Source organism: Paenibacillus dendritiformis, assembly GCF_945605565.1.
GTDB lineage: Bacteria > Bacillota > Bacilli > Paenibacillales > Paenibacillaceae > Paenibacillus_B > Paenibacillus_B dendritiformis_A.
In genome coordinates, this window is sequence record NZ_OX216966.1 from 569,687 (window position 1) to 586,171 (window position 16,485).

14 protein-coding genes are annotated in these 16,485 nt (G+C 55.9%); 1 reads left to right on the top strand and 13 read right to left on the bottom strand.

Features of this window, described 5'->3' with window-relative positions; all coding sequences use genetic code 11:
• Nucleotides 1–538 precede the first annotated feature (538 nt).
• Together NNL35_RS02375 and NNL35_RS02380 are read right to left on the bottom strand one after the other, a co-directional pair.
• Nucleotides 539–709, bottom strand: a complete 171-nt coding sequence (locus tag NNL35_RS02375) for a CxxH/CxxC protein (protein WP_006678705.1) — start codon at nt 707–709, stop codon at nt 539–541.
• A 124-nt stretch (nt 710–833) separates the two neighbouring features.
• Nucleotides 834–2,081 carry a S1C family serine protease gene (locus tag NNL35_RS02380; protein ID WP_006678706.1) on the bottom strand — a complete coding sequence of 416 codons (1,248 nt, stop codon included), beginning with the start codon at nt 2,079–2,081 and terminating at the stop codon, nt 834–836.
• 265 nt (nt 2,082–2,346) lie between these two features.
• Here NNL35_RS02380 and NNL35_RS02385 point away from each other — a divergent pair, with 265 nt between their 5' ends.
• The gene (locus NNL35_RS02385; RefSeq protein WP_006678707.1) at nt 2,347–2,553 is read left to right on the top strand and encodes a hypothetical protein; all 207 of its coding nucleotides are present in this window, start codon (nt 2,347–2,349) and stop codon (nt 2,551–2,553) included.
• Here the strand turns inward: NNL35_RS02385 and NNL35_RS02390 are convergent.
• From NNL35_RS02390 to NNL35_RS02440, 11 genes are all read right to left on the bottom strand, one after another.
• Entirely contained in the window at nt 2,525–3,346 is an 822-nt protein-coding gene (locus tag NNL35_RS02390; protein ID WP_006678708.1) for an MBL fold metallo-hydrolase, read from the bottom strand. The two genes, NNL35_RS02385 and NNL35_RS02390, sit on opposite strands and share 29 nt — an antisense overlap.
• Nucleotides 3,343–4,089, bottom strand: a complete 747-nt coding sequence (gene yycI / locus NNL35_RS02395; protein WP_006678709.1) for a two-component system regulatory protein YycI — start codon at nt 4,087–4,089, stop codon at nt 3,343–3,345. Before yycI ends, NNL35_RS02390 begins: the two co-directional genes overlap by 4 nt.
• A gap of 54 nt (nt 4,090–4,143) precedes the next feature.
• Nucleotides 4,144–5,451: a YycH family regulatory protein gene (locus NNL35_RS02400; RefSeq protein WP_006678710.1), complete on the bottom strand. Its 1,308-nt coding sequence runs from the start codon at nt 5,449–5,451 to the stop codon at nt 4,144–4,146.
• Complete coding sequence (gene walK / locus NNL35_RS02405) at nt 5,448–7,301, bottom strand: cell wall metabolism sensor histidine kinase WalK (RefSeq protein ID WP_006678711.1); 1,854 nt, start codon at nt 7,299–7,301, stop codon at nt 5,448–5,450. Before walK ends, NNL35_RS02400 begins: the two co-directional genes overlap by 4 nt.
• Nucleotides 7,302–8,036 carry a response regulator YycF gene (gene yycF, locus NNL35_RS02410; protein ID WP_006678712.1) on the bottom strand — a complete coding sequence of 245 codons (735 nt, stop codon included), beginning with the start codon at nt 8,034–8,036 and terminating at the stop codon, nt 7,302–7,304. It abuts the gene before it with no gap.
• 411 nt (nt 8,037–8,447) lie between these two features.
• Entirely contained in the window at nt 8,448–9,980 is a 1,533-nt protein-coding gene (locus NNL35_RS02415; protein ID WP_006678713.1) for a peptidoglycan DD-metalloendopeptidase family protein, read from the bottom strand.
• 460 nt (nt 9,981–10,440) lie between these two features.
• Nucleotides 10,441–11,106 (bottom strand): hypothetical protein, encoded by a 666-nt coding sequence (locus NNL35_RS02420; protein ID WP_006678714.1) that lies wholly within the window; start codon nt 11,104–11,106, stop codon nt 10,441–10,443.
• A gap of 158 nt (nt 11,107–11,264) precedes the next feature.
• On the bottom strand, nt 11,265–12,548 hold the full coding sequence (locus NNL35_RS02425) for an adenylosuccinate synthase (RefSeq protein ID WP_006678715.1): 1,284 nt from the start codon (nt 12,546–12,548) through the stop codon (nt 11,265–11,267).
• A gap of 175 nt (nt 12,549–12,723) precedes the next feature.
• Nucleotides 12,724–14,079, bottom strand: a complete 1,356-nt coding sequence (dnaB, locus tag NNL35_RS02430; RefSeq protein WP_006678716.1) for a replicative DNA helicase — start codon at nt 14,077–14,079, stop codon at nt 12,724–12,726.
• 1 nt (nt 14,080) lies between these two features.
• Nucleotides 14,081–14,524 carry a 50S ribosomal protein L9 gene (gene rplI, locus NNL35_RS02435; protein ID WP_006678717.1) on the bottom strand — a complete coding sequence of 148 codons (444 nt, stop codon included), beginning with the start codon at nt 14,522–14,524 and terminating at the stop codon, nt 14,081–14,083.
• Nucleotides 14,521–16,479 carry a DHH family phosphoesterase gene (locus NNL35_RS02440; RefSeq protein WP_040733332.1) on the bottom strand — a complete coding sequence of 653 codons (1,959 nt, stop codon included), beginning with the start codon at nt 16,477–16,479 and terminating at the stop codon, nt 14,521–14,523. Before NNL35_RS02440 ends, rplI begins: the two co-directional genes overlap by 4 nt.
• Between the last annotated feature and the right edge of the window lie 6 nt (nt 16,480–16,485).

Consider the following 16,485-nt stretch of genomic DNA (forward strand, 5'->3'; position numbering starts at 1 on the left):
CTGCCTGCTGTGGCTATCCCGTCGGCTCAGCGGCCATACGAGTGCTGCGGGCCTCTCTCCTTTGCCCTCTCTTCACCGGTATCTCGGTATTTCTTCTCTTACAGACACTATCCCACTCGCTCAGGCCCGTCTACAAGCTTTCATTTGAGCAAAATCTGAATTTCCGAGGATAGCCCTGAGGGATTGGGATATTGAACAAAAGGGATGCCACCCCTTCCCCTTCCAGCTTCGCTTCCTTCTCCTGAACTGCCGCAACTTATCTCCATCCGATGATGCCCCCGGCTCTCCCCTAGGGTAGTCTTCCTCTTGATTCGATTGATTTCGACCCTGAGCAACGTCATCCATCATCCTCATTCTACAACGCTGTGGATAACCACATTTGCCCGCTCCGCCTGCCTTATCCACATGTGGACAACCTTCCTCCGGTTCACTTATCCCGTTTATCCACAGCGATGCGCACAAAAAAACAAGGGCCGCCGACCTCCCGGTTCAGCGCCCTTGCTCTTCCGTGCTGCGCACGATATTCCTCTCCTGTCCCTCACACGATTAGAAATTTGGCCTCCTGATCGCAATTCATGCAGCATTTGACCGGCTTCTCCCAATCGCTGAATTCGACCTCGTCCAAATCGACCAGATCGGGAGCATCCTCATACTCATCTACGAATTTATCGATTGCCAATTCTACGTGTTCTTTACAGACGACATACATGCATGTTCCCTCTTTCTTGCCTAACCTGCTGTCAGTATTGGAAAAGTCATTGCTCCGGTTCCGGTGCCCCCAACGAGTTCACATCGCCGCGGACAGGCACCGTACTCTTGTCATTGTGTCCCGATTAGTCCGGCTTATCCGCCAATATCACGGTCACCGTCATAAGCACGCCGTCCCGATAGAACTGAACGTCCATGCTATCGCCAATATGCTTCTTCTCGTACAAATATTTGCGCAGCTCCAATGTCGAACCGATCTCCTGCTTATCGAACCGGACGATGACGTCGTTCAGCTTCAAGCCGGCCTGCTTGGCGGGACCGGATGACTCCAGGACGATTACGCCCTCCCTCACGTCCTTCGGGAGTCGGATGTCTTCGCGCTGTTCTTCGGTAATCGGCGCGTACGGATTGTTGACATCAACCGTATAGACGCCGAGATACGGCCGCACTACCTTGCCGGCATCCATAATCTGATTGACCGTATCCATCACTTCATTGATCGGAATGGCGAAGCCCAATCCTTCCACGCCCGTCGTCGCGATCTTCATCGTGTTGATGCCGATCACTTGGCCGTTCAGGTTGACCAGCGCCCCGCCGCTGTTGCCTTCATTGATCGCGGCATCGGTCTGAATCACCATCTGCTCCCAGTCGTATACCCCGTCCTGGTTCAGCGATACCGGAATCAAGCGGTTCGTATACCCGACGATTCCAGCCGTCAGCGACCCGCCGAAGCCGAGCGGATTGCCGAGGGCAATGACTGTCTCGCCGCGCCGAATCGTGCCTGAATCGCCGATCTCGGCCACGGCCGTCACGCCGGCCGCATCAATCCGGACCACCGCGACATCCATGACGCGATCCTTGCCGACGAGCTCGGCGTTCTTGCGCTGTCCGTTGTCCAGCACAACCTCCAATTCGTCCGCGCCTTGAACGACGTGCTCGTTCGTCAGCACATACGCCTTGCCTCCGTCCTGCTTGAAGATGACCCCGGATCCGAGATTCATATCCTGCGCCACGCCGTCTTCATCGCCGATCTGCTTCTGCTTGTTGACCATGCTGACGACGGCCGGGCTGACCTTGTCCGCAGCCTGAACGATCCGCTCGTACGGATCGTTCGCCATCGCATTGCCGGAGACGGCCACGGCGGGAGAGCCTGCCTCTCCCGAGCCGATCAGCCAGCTGTACAGCATGACGGCGACGAACGCGCTGATGATTGAACTGACCACGGCTACCTGCACCGTGGACCATTTGCCGCTTCCTGACCGTCGAATCCGCTTCCAGCCGTCACGGGGAGCTCTGGTACGCCGATACCACCATCTGCGCTCGATCCGCCGTCTCACCTTCGGTGAGAAAAAATCATCCTCAAACAAGCTCATCCGAACCCACTCCCCTCAACCGGGCTCTCGCCACGTTCGGCTGCTGCTCCGACTCTATGCATCCTACTACCCATTACACAGGAATGCCAGGCTTTCAAACGGTCAACACTATATATGAGATGCCTGCAGCGGACAGTTCATGCATCAGGCATGTCATCATTTCGTTTCCTCGTACATATTCTATCATACATCGTTCTCATTGAGAGAAAAGAGACGGCATTGTAACTCTTTACCATCCTATTCCCTTATGAAGGAGGAAATGCACATGAAAACAGCCTCTTCCGCTTGGTCGGACGTCAATATTGTGGGGCAGCTTGCCGATTTGAAGGAAGACCAGTACCGCCTTACGCTGGCCTTGTCCACCTTGATGGAACTGCTGGTCGAGAAAGGGCTCATCACCGATGAGGACATCGCGCGCAAAGCGCACGAAGTCGATCGATGGCTTACCGACGAACCGGAGACTTCTCGCTAACCTTATCCCATGCCGTCGGACGGTCATAATACGTATCTTTCAACTGGAACTCGCTTTCTTTGAAAAAATGGCCTTTGCTTTCCATCACGTCCTGCACCGTCATCCGGGCCAAATCCTGCATATTGTGATCCAGGCTCAAATGCGCCAAATATGTACGGCGCGTGTTGCCGGTGACGACCTCGCACAGCGCCTCGCCCGCCGCTTCGTTCGACAAATGGCCGAGATCGCTCAATATGCGGCGCTTGATGTTCCATGGATAACGCCCAACGCGAAGCATCTCGACATCATGATTGGATTCCATGACGAGCACATCGGAATCGGCGATCGCGTCGCGGACCTTATCGCTCATATAACCCAAGTCGGTCGCCACCGACAGCTTCGTCTCCCCCTCGAAAAAGCGATACGCTACCGGCTCGGCCGCATCATGCGAGATGCCGAACGACTCCACGCGCAGATCGCCGAAGTCGCGGGCTTCACCGGTCTGCATGACGATGCGGTTCTCCTCCGCGATATTGCCGACATGCTTCTCCAGCGCATCCCACGTCTTCTCGTTGGCATAGATGGGCAGATCGTATTTCCGCGCAAAAGCACCCAATCCTTTAATATGATCCGAATGCTCATGCGTGACGAAGATCGCGTCGATCTGCTTGCCGGAGAGTCCCTGCTCCTCCAGCAGCTGCTCGGTTCGCTTGCAGCTCAGACCGACGTCGATCATCACCGTCGAATCGTCATTTTGGATCACGGTTGCATTCCCTGTCGATCCGCTCGACAACACTGAAAATCGTAAACTCATTTCTCGCTCTCCTTCTTTCCCGCTTGCGAACTGTCCACCGCTCCATTCATCGCATTCACGTAGTACACTTCGCCATTTTCGAGCAAAATCCGCCAGGAAGGCGCCGCCACCTGGGTATCTGCGTCGAAAAGCTGGCCGTGATAGCCCAGCTGAATGTCCTTCACAATCGAGCCAGGCGCCAGCACATTGTCGATAACGCTTTGCAGCGCTTTGGATGCGGACAAAATTTTCTGCTCTTGATTGACCTTCGGCTCGATCAATTCCACATATTGCTGACGGTAGGCCGTAATCTTCTGGCTGCGGGTGCTCAGCTCAAGCGTCACTTCGAATATCGGCAGCCCGTTCGCCAGCCGCTGGTGCAGCATGAAGGTGTCGACGCTTCCGCTGAACGAATCATATCGGTACATTTCAATATGGGGAATCTCTCCCTGCAGCCCGCGCACCAGATCCTTCTCCGCGAAAATGATGGTGCTGTCCTGCGGATTCTCGAGCGGCACCGGCTCCGGATCGCGCCGGACGAACCGGTACGTAATCTCGCGCAGCGCCGGGGTTTCCGCCGGTATTTTGGACGTAACCTGAATTCTCTTCATATCCATCATCTGGCGCGTCTCCTCGGACAGCGACGTCCAGTCCAGATCGGAATGGAGCTGATCGCGAATATCCTGCCACAGCTGGTAGCCGAGCACGATATTCAGCAGCAGGAACGCATATATCAAAATATTTTTGGCCCGGCTCCAATCCATGCCGATCCTCCTTTGCGCTTCATGATTCCGGTTCCGCATCGAGCACGATTCGCCCTATTGCAGCAGCGTCGTCGATCCGTCATTGAACTTCACCTGCCACGTAGGCACTAAGTGAATCGTCTCCTTGCCGAAATGCGGCACGTAGACGGGATCGACGCTGATGATATCGTTCATCCGCCCAAGCGTCTTCAGCTTGTTCAGCAAGGCGTCTCCGGCCGGAAGCTTGCGTATCTCCTTCTCGGCGGAGCGGTTGAACAGCTGAATGAGCGAGCGCTCGTAATTGGTGACCGTTCCTTGCTGGATCGTCACCTGCATATAGCCGAAATGGAATTCCGGCGTGCTGACGACCGGGTACGAGCCCCAATACTGCTCGAACCGCATGACGACTCCGCGTTCATTCGCGCCACCGTACAATCCAGCCTGTCTCTCGTTCGGATTCGGCAGCGTGAAGCGGTATTTCCCGTTCCATCCGCCATGCTGGTTGATGAAGCGGACCGCCGATGTCGCATCCGCTGCGACATCCTGCCTCCCTTCCGTCGTCACCGCCGGATCGGAATAGATAATCCAATGCTCCCCCCGGTTAATCTCCAGGCCCCGCTTGGCGTCGGTATAGATCTCGGAGCCTCCTGCGACGATATTTTTCGTCAAGGTCGGATCGAAGAACAGGCTGCGCTGCATCTGCTCCACCGTAATCTGCTCGTACGGCAGCTCCACCTCAACTGCCTCCAGCGGCTCCTCCGGCATGTAGAACATGCCGCCAACCATGCGGTACGGCGTCCAGGTGCGGCCGAATTCGACCTGCTGCGCGACATCCTGAACCGAAAGATCGGCCCGTGTCGATTCATAGACCGCGTCCCCCTTCGCATTGAAGAAGAAGACCCGCACCTCGTTCGACTCGGGATTCGCATACAGCCATATCCGCTTGATTGTCTCCTCCAGGAAGGTGGTGTCATCCCCAAGCGGGAATACCCGCTGCAGCAGCTTCGCCGGAACCGGCGAGTTGAATCTCAGCTCGATCCCTTCGTTCTGCTCCCGGACCCGATCCCATTCGACCGATGAGACCGGACGGTATTGGAAGCCGTCGTACGTCCGCCCCTGCAGACGCTTCATGATCATATTGTAGAACGTCGTCCCCGGATACAGCATCGTATGCTTGTCTTCTCCCAGGTGGAGAATCATCTGTTCCGGGAAGACGAGATTTTCGAGCCGTTCCTCCGGTCCGAGCGGCTCCGTTTTGATATAGTCGCTGGTCGTCTTCTTCTCGAAATTATAATACGGCATGCTGTACATCAGGAAGAAGCTCTGGAGAAGACTAAGCAGCACAAGCACGGTGAGCAATATCGTCTTCAGCCGCTCGATCATACGCTTGGGTCACTCCCTTCGGCCGATACCGGAAGGGTGAAGGTTACCTTCGTGCCTTCATTCCATTCCGACTCGATTCGGATATCCCCGCCATGCGCCCGCACAATTTCCCGGGCAATGGACAACCCCAGACCGGTTCCTCCCATATTTCTCGATCGCGCCTTATCGACGCGGTAGAAGCGTTCGAAGATACGCTCCAGATCTTTTTGCGGAATGCCGATGCCGTTGTCGCTCACGTTCACCTCAACGCTCGGCTTATCTTCCCGGAAGATGGCGGACAAGGTGACTTCGCCGCCATCAGCCGTATATTTCAACGCATTCGACACGAGATTGTCGAGCAGTTGATCGATCTGATCGCGGTCGATGACGACCGGAATATTGGTTCCCTCGACCGATGCCTTCGCCGTTATCCGCTTTTTGCGGAATTGGAAGGAGAATCGGTCCAGCACATCCTCCAGCATCTCGGCAATATCGGTCGGCTGCTTGCGCATAATCGCCTGCTTCGAATCAAGCCGCGACAGATGAAGCAGATCCGTCACGAGCCGGATCATCCGTTCCGTCTCATTGCGGATGACGCCGACGAAGCGCCCGGACAGCTCCTTCTCCTCCAGGGCGCCGTCCTCCAGCGCTTCGGCATAGCTCTTGATCGTCGTGAGCGGCGTGCGCAGCTCATGCGATACATTCGCGACGAATTCCCGGCGCGATTGCTCCAGCTTCTCCTGCTCGGTCACATCCTGCAGGACGACAATCGATCCGGTCATGCCTTCGCCGCGGCGGTGAATCGGGGTGAACGAGACGCGCAGCACCGTATCGCCGCCCGGTTGGGCCGCTTCGCCGTCCCCGTGCGCCGGAAGCAGCATCCCGTTGTTCTCCCCGCTGACGAGCTGCTCGACCTGCTGATCGGGAATGCTCAGCAGTCCGGCGATCGGCCGGCCCGAGGCATCGGCTTCCCGAATCCCCAGCATCAGGCAAGCCCGCCGATTCACGAGTATGACTTGTCCCGCTTCATCCGTCGCGATCACGCCATCGCTCATATTGGTCAGAATGGAGGCCAGCTTCTCCTTCTCTTCCTCATTCGCATTGAGCGCTTCCTGCAGCCGCCGCGTCATATAATTGAACGCCTCGCTCAGCTGCCCGATCTCGTCCGTGCCCAGCACCGGGACTTCGCCATCGAAGTTCCCTTCCGCGACCTTCGTCGCCTGCTTCGTGATCTCCTTGATCGGCTGCGTAATCGTATGGGCCAGAATGATGCCCAGCACCGCCGTCAGGCCGAGGGCGATCGCCATCCCCGAGAAGAAGATTCGGTTGATTCCGTTAATCGTCTCGTACAGTTCCTTCATCGACGCGACAATATACAACGCGCCGACGAGCTTCCCGTTCGAGTAGACGGGCTGGGCCATAATCTGCTTGCGCACGTTTTTGTCGTCGATGATGACTTCCTCGTTATAGCTGATGCCCTGCAGCGCGCGGTTCACGACTGGCTCCGTATTTTTGCGTCCGACATATTCCGTGCTTGTCTGCGACGAAGTCGTCAACACCCGCCCCGTCGCATCCAGCACCTGAATCTCCATGCCGTTCATATTGATGAAGTTGCGCACGAACCGATCAATCTCTTTAATCGTATTCGGATTGTCTACCGTCTCGTCGCCCTTCAACGTCTGGCCCGTATACAGAGACAAGAGCCCTGCCGTATTCCGCAGATCCCGGGAGAAGTTCAGCGTCAACGAATTCTTCATCGAGCTGACGAAGTACACACCGATTAATTGCATCGCGATCAGAATGAGCAATACATAAATAATGATCAGCTTCGCCTGAATGGTGCGAAAAAAACGGCCGATCCCCCGCTTCATTTAGAAGCCCCCGTTACGCGGATTACGCATCATGTAACCGAGGCCCCGCCGCGTAATGATGTACTCCGGCTTGCTCGGATCATCCTCGATCTTCTCGCGCAGGCGGCGAATCGTCACGTCTACCGTACGGACATCGCCGAAGTACTCATATCCCCATACCGCCTGCAGCAGATGCTCTCGGGTCATGACCTTGCCGGCATTCCGCACCAGATAATGAAGCAGCTCGTACTCCCGGTGGGTCAAATCGAGCATTTCCTTGTTCTTGTACACGACATACATATCCGTGTCAATCAGCAGCTCATGCAGCCGCAAGCCTTGCTTCTCGCCATTATCCGTGCCCTGCTCATCGGCCGCAGCTTGGGCGGACGCTTTATTTTGCCGGCGCAGATGCGCCTTGACCCGCGCCAGCATCTCGCGCGTGCTGAACGGCTTCGTCACATAATCGTCCGCGCCCATCTCCAGTCCCAGCACCTTGTCCAGCTCCGTATCCTTCGCCGTCAGCATAATGATCGGCATATGAAGATGCTGTCTGATCTCCCGGCACACATCCATTCCGTCCTTCACCGGCAGCATCAGATCAAGCAGGATCAGGTCCGGCTTCTCCGACAGCGCCAGCTCGACCGCCGTGCCGCCGTCGAAGGCGCAGATGACCTCGTACCCTTCCTTTTCCAGATTGAATTTGAGAATATCCGCTATCGGCTGCTCATCATCCACCACGAGAATTTTGCCGTGCATGAAGCCACACCTCTCTCTATCTTGAAAATGTCCCCTGTTATCATTCGGTTCCAACTTGCGATGAATCGATAGAATCAGTTCCACACGATCCGTGCCCCTCTATATTACCATATTTGCCGGCACATCCCGAATATCAACCCGGATTGGATAAAATTATAGATTCTTCTTCGCTGTACACTTTCCTTCCGGCTTTGCCATGTATACACCAAAAAGAGGCGGGAATGATTCTCCCGCCTCGGTATCGTTCATAATAGGTTGTTCAAAAAGTCCGCTGCCCATGTAGTCTCGCCTACACTGCGCTGCTCCTTACAAGGTTTGCGAAGCAAAACTCGCTACGAAAGCGTCGGCTTCGGGTTCAAGCAACCTTCTCGGTGCTGAAAACCGGTCTTTTTGAACTCGAACTTACTCGAATTATAAGTATTTTAAAGGATTCTGGACTTCGTCGTTCACGTGGATCTCAAAATGAAGATGCGTGCCCGTCGAATTGCCCGTATTGCCCATCACGCCGATATCTTGTCCTTTTTCAACAATATCGCCGACATTGACGCCAATGGAGTTGAGATGGCCGTACAGCGTCTTATAGCCGTTGTTATGGTCGACGATGATGGCATTGCCATAGCCGCTCTTCTGTCCGGCAAAAATAATGACGCCTTCGTCCGCTGCCATGATGGAGCGATCGGACGATACGAGATCGATGCCTTTATGCGTCCGGCCCCAGCGGCTTCCGAAGCCGCTGGTCAGCGTAGCCCCGTTGACAGGCCAATCGAAGGTGCCTGACCCTTCGCCGCGGACCACCTTCGTTCCGCGCAAAATAATCTCGGGAACGGAAGGCTCGATAACCTCCTGCTCAATCCACTCTTCATGAGTCAGCTTGCCGTTATCCTTCGTCAGACGGTACGACATCCGCTTCAGGCCCTGCTTGCCCTTGCGCACGACCTTGGATTCGCCTGCGCGCATGTCCGGATCCTCCTTGATGATCCGCTGCGGCTCCGTCACCAAATATTCGCTGTACGCTTCCACGGTCTTGACCGTAATCATCGGCTTCGCATCGGTTAGATCCAGCTCTTGTCCCGGCTTCAGCACTTCTTCCCCGACGTTCGGGTTGTTGCGGTAGATCGTCTCCAGCGGCACATTCTGCTTTTTGGCGATCGAAGAGAGCGTGTCGCCCTCCTTCACGGCATATTTGACCGGCTTGGTTACGCCAGTCGTCAGCATCCGGAGCGCCTCCTCCGGTTCCAGCACCTGCTGCGGATCGGTATTGCTCTCGTCCATGCTTATCCGCTCGCGGAACTCGACCGATTCCACGCGGGACATCGCCTTCGTCGCATTCGCCGAACGGACCGGTGCGGACAGCACTTTGACCTCCTTGGCCGATGTGCCTGCGCCCGCCTTGCCGGAATACTTCGACTTAATCTGGGTGAGAATCTTCTCTGCCGTCGCTTCATCCTTCACGATGCCGATGCTCTTGCCGTTCACCTTGAGCTGGACGCCAGCCGCAAACGGCTTCAGCGTACTATCCAGCTTGGCAATCGTCTCTGCCGTCGTCGGCTTCGCCTTGAAGCCGGAATCGGGCTCCGTACGGATATTCTTCGTATCGATCTGGATATGGGCGTTCGGATATTTCCCTTGCTCTTCCTGCTGCTTCTTCACATAGAACGACTCCAGCTCGTCCAGACTGGAGACCGTTCCCAACCATTCACTATTGTTATATACGTGAAAATACGTTACCGTATTTGCATGAACATAGGCAGTTCCGCCCCAGATCGATGCAGCGATAAGCGCCGCTCCCCCCAGAGTCAGGCCGAGTTGCTTCCGATGAGCAGCGATCCACTGTTGGGCGGATTCCGGCATCATCCGACGCCACGCTGCCTTCCATTGTTGCCACCGGCTGCCTGAGACCGAATTCTTCTCATCCGTCCGGTGATCGCTATCGTAACGTTCCATGTCAGTCTCCTTCTGCTTCACATCTGATATCAAGACTTCTGCGCCGATTACAACGGGACATCGAACGGTGGCCATACATGCCTGTACATGACGTACCGGCAAGGCTCGATTCCCTGTATCCGTATCCATTCTGTCTCTGCATCATGCTGCGGACCCCGACAAATGGTTAAAGTTTTGTCATCTTTTTTCCACCTTTATTACTGTAACATAGGTCGAAAGAACAATGCAACTGATGAAAAAATGAGCAAAAGTAAGGATCTTTTCGGTTTTTACGTTCACTTATCGTTTAAAAAGAACGGTTGTCAGCACGGAGAAGGTGGTTTGAACCCGAGGCCAACTTTTTGACATCCACGAAAAAACACGGTTATGCCGCCCTGCTATGCAAGATGCGTCATAACCGTGTTTTTTATTCATGATTGGCAAGCTGCCGTCCTGCGATTAGGCCCGGCCCGGTGAAGACTTAAGGCGTTCCTTCCGGATCGTTCGCTTCGCTGTTCGCATCGGATGAAGAGGGCTGCTCCTCCGCTGTGTCAGGCTCGCCCTTCAACCATTCGAGCATCTGCCCGTATTCCTCGTCATTCAAATACTTCGCCAAAATCTGCTCGGCTTCCGTCAGCTCTGCCGCCGTCAAGCCGTCCTCCATCAGTGTGGACAGCCGCTGCATCTCCTCTTGGGGCAGCTTCTTCATCAAGGTCGCGAACAGTTGCTCCTTGTCGGATGGCGCAATCTCCTCTTTATTTCGGGACAACGCATCCGGGGAGATGACGACCCGCTCCCGCTCCGCGGCCTCGGCGGAAGAGATTCCCCCCATCACAGGCAGCGCTCCGTCACCCGGGTCCTCCTTCGGCGGATCGGATGCTTTCTTGCCTGCTGCCGGCGTTTGCGGACGCTGCGGCGTCTCCTTGCTGTTGTCCGGCTGCGCCTTGCCTCCGCCTCCGATCAGTTCCCCCCATATCGTGGTGAGCGTGAGAGAAGGCCGCTCAATCGGAATCTGGAACGTGTTCAACGCCGATTGAATATAGCGATCGACGACAACCGCTGTCGTGGCTATCGTGATAAATCCGGATAATACGCTGACCGTCACGATGATGGCGATCAGGCGGATAATGCGTAGCGTCATACGCATACATGATGCCTCCCAGCCAGCTACCCGTCCGTCTAGCAATGGAAGAGAGAACGGATAGAGTTGCATTTGTGTTACTGCTTAGTATGCCCACAAATGCGCAAAAAAAAACCGGCCGTTCCTCTCAGGAACAACCGGTTATCTTCAAGTGTCTTCATGTATTAGCGATAGATTGGGCGAACCTGGTTCGTCTGTTCGCGATTGCGTCCGACCGAGAAGATCGAGATCGGAATGCCTGTCAGCTCCGAGACCCGCTTCACATAGTTGCGGGTGCTCTCCGGCAGCTCTTCCATCGTCTTGCATTGCGAGATGTCTTCCGTCCAGCCTGGCATTTCCTCGTAGATGGCTTCGCATTCCGCGAGCATGTTCAAGTTCGCAGGATAATGCTCAATTACCTCGTCACGGTATTTGTAAGCCGTGCAGATTTTGACCGTCTTCAAGCCAGTCAGCACATCCAGCGAGTTCAAGGACAATCCGGTAATGCCGCTTACCCGGCGTGCATGGCGCACGACGACGCTGTCGAACCAGCCGACGCGGCGGGCACGGCCGGTAACGGTGCCATATTCATGGCCCGCTTCGCGGATGAAGTCTCCCGTCTCGCAGTTCAGCTCCGTCGGGAACGGACCGTCGCCGACGCGTGTCGTATAGGCCTTGGCGACGCCAATAACCTCTTCGATCTTGGAAGGTCCCACGCCCGAACCGATGCAGACGCCGCCTGCCGTCGGATTCGAGGACGTAACGAACGGATAGGTGCCTTGGTCGATATCGAGCATGACGCCTTGCGCCCCTTCGAACAGCACCTTTTTGCCGGCATCGATCGCATCGTTCAGCACGACGGAAGTGTCGACGACATACTTGCGGATTGCATCCGCATATTGCAGATATTCGTTCAGCGTCGCTTCAACATCCAGCTCTTCGCCGCCGTACATTCGGATCAATTCGTTCTTCTCTTTGGCGAGATGGCGGAATTTCTCCTCGAATACGTCCTTGTCGAGCAAGTCGACGATGCGAATGCCGTTGCGGGCTGCTTTGTCCATATACGCAGGTCCGATCCCTTTGCGGGTCGTCCCGATTTTGTTCGGTCCTTTGCGTTCTTCTTCCAACCCGTCCAGCACCATATGATATGGCATAATGACATGCGCGCGATCGCTGATGCGGAGATTATCGGTCGAGAAGCCATTATCGTGAATATATCCAATTTCTTCGATTAACGCCTTTGGATTGACCACCATTCCGTTACCGATGACACAGATTTTGTCCGTGTAGAAGATGCCGGATGGTATTAGGCTCAGCTTATACTTTTTATTATTGATTAGGATCGTGTGCCCCGCATTGTTACCGCCTTGATATCGCGCCACTACATCTGCGCTTTCGGCGAGGAAATCGGTAATTTTCCCTTTTCCCTCGTCACCCCATTGGGTTCCTACGACGACTACTGTAGACATTTTCATACCCCCGTCGGGTGTTCACACACCAATATTCGCTGCATTCTTCCGAAGGCAGCATTTTAAGTGTATCAGCGTTAGAAGATGAAGTCAATAAAAAAGCGAACGTTACGTACCGACCACATATCAATGTTCGGAAAAGTAACGCTCGCACGCTATGAATACCATTAAATGTTTATCCTGTAGGCATTTCATGATGATTGCGTTCGTAGCTTACGAATTTATTGAAATTTTTGAGGAAGACGAGCTCGACGGTTCCGACCGGACCGTTCCGCTGCTTGGCGATAATGATCTCAATGATGTTCTTCTTCTCGGTATCCTGATTGTAATAGTCATCGCGGTACAGGAAGGCGACGATATCGGCATCCTGCTCAATCGAACCGGATTCCCGCAAGTCGGACATCATCGGGCGCTTATCCTGGCGCTGCTCCACGCCCCGGCTCAGCTGCGAGAGGGCGATGACAGGCACTTCGAGCTCCCTGGCAATCTGCTTCAGCGTCCGGGAGATCTCGGATACTTCCTGCTGCCGGTTCTCTCCCGGCTTGCCGCGGCCATGAATGAGCTGCAAGTAGTCAATCAGAATCATGCCCAGCCCGCGCTCTTTCTTCAGACGCCGGCATTTCGCCCGGATATCAGCGACCGTCACGCCCGGCGTATCATCGATATAGACTTCGGCCTCAGAGAGCGCCGCAATCGACATCGTCAGCTTCTCCCAATCATCGTCCTCCAGCTGTCCGGTACGCAGCCGGCCTGCATCCACGTTCGACTCCGCGCAGATCATCCGCTGAACGAGCTGTGCGGCGGACATCTCCAGACTGAAGATCGCCACTGTCTCCTTCGCCCGCACGCCGACATTCTGGGCAATATTGAGCGCGAACGCGGTCTTCCCTACCGATGGCCGGGCCGCCACGATAATGAGGTCGCTTCGCTGGAAGCCGGACGTCATCTTGTCCAGATCGGGGAATCCTGACGGAATCCCCGTCGTCCCGCCCTGATGCTCGCTCAGGAACTCGACCCGCTCGTACACATCCATCAGCACATCCTTGATCGCGATGAAGCCGGTGGACGAACGGCGATTGGATATTTCCAGAATTCGCCGCTCCGCATCGCTCAGCAGGCCGGAGACATCCTCGCCGCCGGAATAGCCCTCGCTCACGATCTGGGTCGCGGTCCGAATAAGGCGGCGCATCATCGACTTCTCTTCGATAATCTGCGCATAGTAATCGACGTTGGCCGCCGTCGGCACCGCGTTGGCCAGCTTCGTCAGATACGAGATGCGGCCGACATCCTCCAGCTGCTGCTTCGCCTGCAGCTTGGCCGTCAGCGTAATCAGATCGACAGGCTGATTTTCCTCGCCGAGTTCAATCATCGCCTCGTAGATCATTTGGTGAGCCGGATCGTAGAAGTCCTCCGGCTGAATCCGTTCCATCGCCGTAATCAAGGCTTCGGCTTGCAGCAGAATCGCCCCGAGTACCGCTTGCTCCGCCTCCAGATTCTGCGGCGGAATTCGATCAACGAACAAGTCGTTCATCTTATTCCTCCGTGACGTGAACCTTCACTGTCGCCTTTACATCCGGGTGCAGCTTTATGGTTACATTCGTATAGCCGAGCGAACGAATCGGTTCGTCCAGTTCGATCTTACGCTTATCGATTTTGAGCTTCATCTTGCTGAGCGCTTCCGCGATCTGCTTCGTCGTAATCGCCCCGAACAGGCGGCCGCCTTCTCCCGCCTTCGCCGACAGCGGTACTGTCGTCTCATTCAAGGTCGCAGCAAGCTTCTCCGCATCCAGCTTCTCCTGCTCCTTGCGTTTTTGCTCCGATTTATGCTGTTGCTCCAGGGTCTTCAGATTGCCTTCCGTCGCCGGACGCGCAAGTCCCTGCTTGAACAGGAAGTTCTGCGCATATCCTTCGGAGACTTCCTTGATTTGGCCCTTCTTGCCTTGTCCTTTAACATCCTGCAACAAAATGACTTTCATTCGAACAACCCCTCTTCCGCATCAATTTCTTCGAGCACGCGTCTCAGCTTGGCCTCCGCTTCCTCCAGCGGACATGCCAACTGCACGGCCGCATTGGTCAGATGGCCGCCTCCGCCCAGCCGCTCCATCACCACCTGGACATTCATCTGCCCGAGCGATCGCGCGCTAATCCCGATGAGTCCGTCCGGACGTTCGCTAATGACGAACGATGCCAGCACATCGGTCATATTCAACAGCGTATCAGCTACCTGCGCGATGAGCAACTGTGAATATTTGCGTCCTGGCTCCGTTACCGCGACCGCAATATGCCCGTACAGCATTTCCGCGCGCCGGATAATCTCGGCCTTCTCGATATATTCTTCGAGATCCTGCTTCAATACGCGCTGCACGAGCAGCGGATCGGCGCCTTGGCGGCGGAGGAAGCTGGCCGCATCGAAGGTGCGCGAACCGGTCCGCAGCGTGAAATGCTTCGTGTCCACCGTGATCCCCGCCAGCAGCGCGGTCGCTTCCAGCATGCTCAAGTTAATCCGGTTCTGGATATATTGCAGCAGCTCCGTGACGAGCTCGGCCGTGGACGACGCATACGGCTCCAGATAGACAAGCACCGCGTCGTTGATGAATTCCTCGCCGCGCCGATGATGATCGATGACGACGATCCGTTCCGAGCGCAGCAGCTTCGGCTCTTCCACCAAGGAAGCTTTGTGCGTATCGACCACGACGACCAGGCTGGCCTCGGTAATCATCTCGACGGCTTCGCCCCGGGTAATGAAGCGGGACCAGAGAATCTCGTCCCTCCGCAGGTGGTCCACCATCCGGTCGATGGACGGATTGCTGTCCTCCAGCACAATATACGCCTCGACATCAAGCATCCGGCATGCGTGCAGCACGCCGATCGCCGAACCGATCGCATCGGTATCCGGCACTTTATGCCCCATGATGAACACGGCGTCGCTCTGCTGGATGAAATCGCGCAGCGCATGCGCGATGACGCGCGCACGCACCCGCGTCCGCTTCTCGACCGCGTTCGACTTGCCTCCATAGAAAGACAGCCGCTGGCCCATGCGGACAGCGACCTGATCCCCGCCCCGGCCCAATGCGATATCCAGGCTGGATTGAGCCATCCGGCCGAGCTCGGCAATGCTGTCCGCTCCGGCAGCAATCCCCATGCTGAGCGTAACCGGGAGCTTATTGCCGAACAGCACCTCTCTCACTTCGTCCAGAATCGCGAACCGGGTCTGTTCCAGCGCCTTCAATGTCTGTACATCCATGACCAGGAAATACCGCTCGGAAGAGAGCCGCCGGATCAGAATCCCGTTCTCTGCCGCCCATTCCGTAATCTGTCCGGCGACGCGTGCAATGAGCCCGGTCCGCTGCTGGTCCTCCATGCCTTGGGTCGATTCTTCCAGATTGTCCATAATGACCGTTCCTACGGCGATGCGTTCTTCCTCGTACCGCTTGCGGATAGTCCATATCTCGGTAATGTCCGTGAAGTAGACGACCCGCTCCCCCGGGACAATATCCGCATGCACGATGCGTCCGCCGATGAACAGCTCCTGCGCGTGCTCCGAATCCTTGCCTGCCTGGAGCTGAGGGAAGACCTCCCCCAATTCCTGGCCGATCAGGCCGTCCTGCTCCACAAGCTGCGCCACATAAGCATTATGCCATTCGATGACCCGGTTCTCGCTGTACAGAAGAATGCCGTAAGGCAGATCGACGATGGCGCTCTCTCCGGCCCGCTTGACGCGAAGCCCCAGCGTGGTCAGATACAATTCGGTTTCTTGCCGGAATTTGTGTTCCGCCGCCAGCGAAGCCACAGCCAATGCGGCAATGCCGGCGAAGGCAAGCAAGCCGACCATCCAGTTGTAATAAGCGAGGACGCTCGTGACCACGACGAGCAGCACGAACGTCCAGATGATGTGCTTGAAATACCAGCGTTGGAACAACATTTTAGGCATAGCTTC

Coding starts and splice junctions, on each gene's coding strand:
- NNL35_RS02440 (WP_040733332.1), bottom strand. CDS start 16,479: ATGCCTAAAATGTTGTTCCAACGCTGGTATTTCAAGCACATCATCTGG.
- NNL35_RS02380 (WP_006678706.1), bottom strand. CDS start 2,081: ATGAGCTTGTTTGAGGATGATTTTTTCTCACCGAAGGTGAGACGGCGG.
- rplI (WP_006678717.1), bottom strand. CDS start 14,524: ATGAAAGTCATTTTGTTGCAGGATGTTAAAGGACAAGGCAAGAAGGGC.
- yycF (WP_006678712.1), bottom strand. CDS start 8,036: ATGCACGGCAAAATTCTCGTGGTGGATGATGAGCAGCCGATAGCGGAT.
- NNL35_RS02415 (WP_006678713.1), bottom strand. CDS start 9,980: ATGGAACGTTACGATAGCGATCACCGGACGGATGAGAAGAATTCGGTC.
- NNL35_RS02385 (WP_006678707.1), top strand. CDS start 2,347: ATGAAAACAGCCTCTTCCGCTTGGTCGGACGTCAATATTGTGGGGCAG.
- NNL35_RS02390 (WP_006678708.1), bottom strand. CDS start 3,346: ATGAGTTTACGATTTTCAGTGTTGTCGAGCGGATCGACAGGGAATGCA.
- dnaB (WP_006678716.1), bottom strand. CDS start 14,079: ATGAACGACTTGTTCGTTGATCGAATTCCGCCGCAGAATCTGGAGGCG.
- NNL35_RS02420 (WP_006678714.1), bottom strand. CDS start 11,106: ATGCGTATGACGCTACGCATTATCCGCCTGATCGCCATCATCGTGACG.
- NNL35_RS02425 (WP_006678715.1), bottom strand. CDS start 12,548: ATGTCTACAGTAGTCGTCGTAGGAACCCAATGGGGTGACGAGGGAAAA.
- walK (WP_006678711.1), bottom strand. CDS start 7,301: ATGAAGCGGGGGATCGGCCGTTTTTTTCGCACCATTCAGGCGAAGCTG.
- NNL35_RS02375 (WP_006678705.1), bottom strand. CDS start 709: ATGTATGTCGTCTGTAAAGAACACGTAGAATTGGCAATCGATAAATTC.
- NNL35_RS02400 (WP_006678710.1), bottom strand. CDS start 5,451: ATGATCGAGCGGCTGAAGACGATATTGCTCACCGTGCTTGTGCTGCTT.
- yycI (WP_006678709.1), bottom strand. CDS start 4,089: ATGGATTGGAGCCGGGCCAAAAATATTTTGATATATGCGTTCCTGCTG.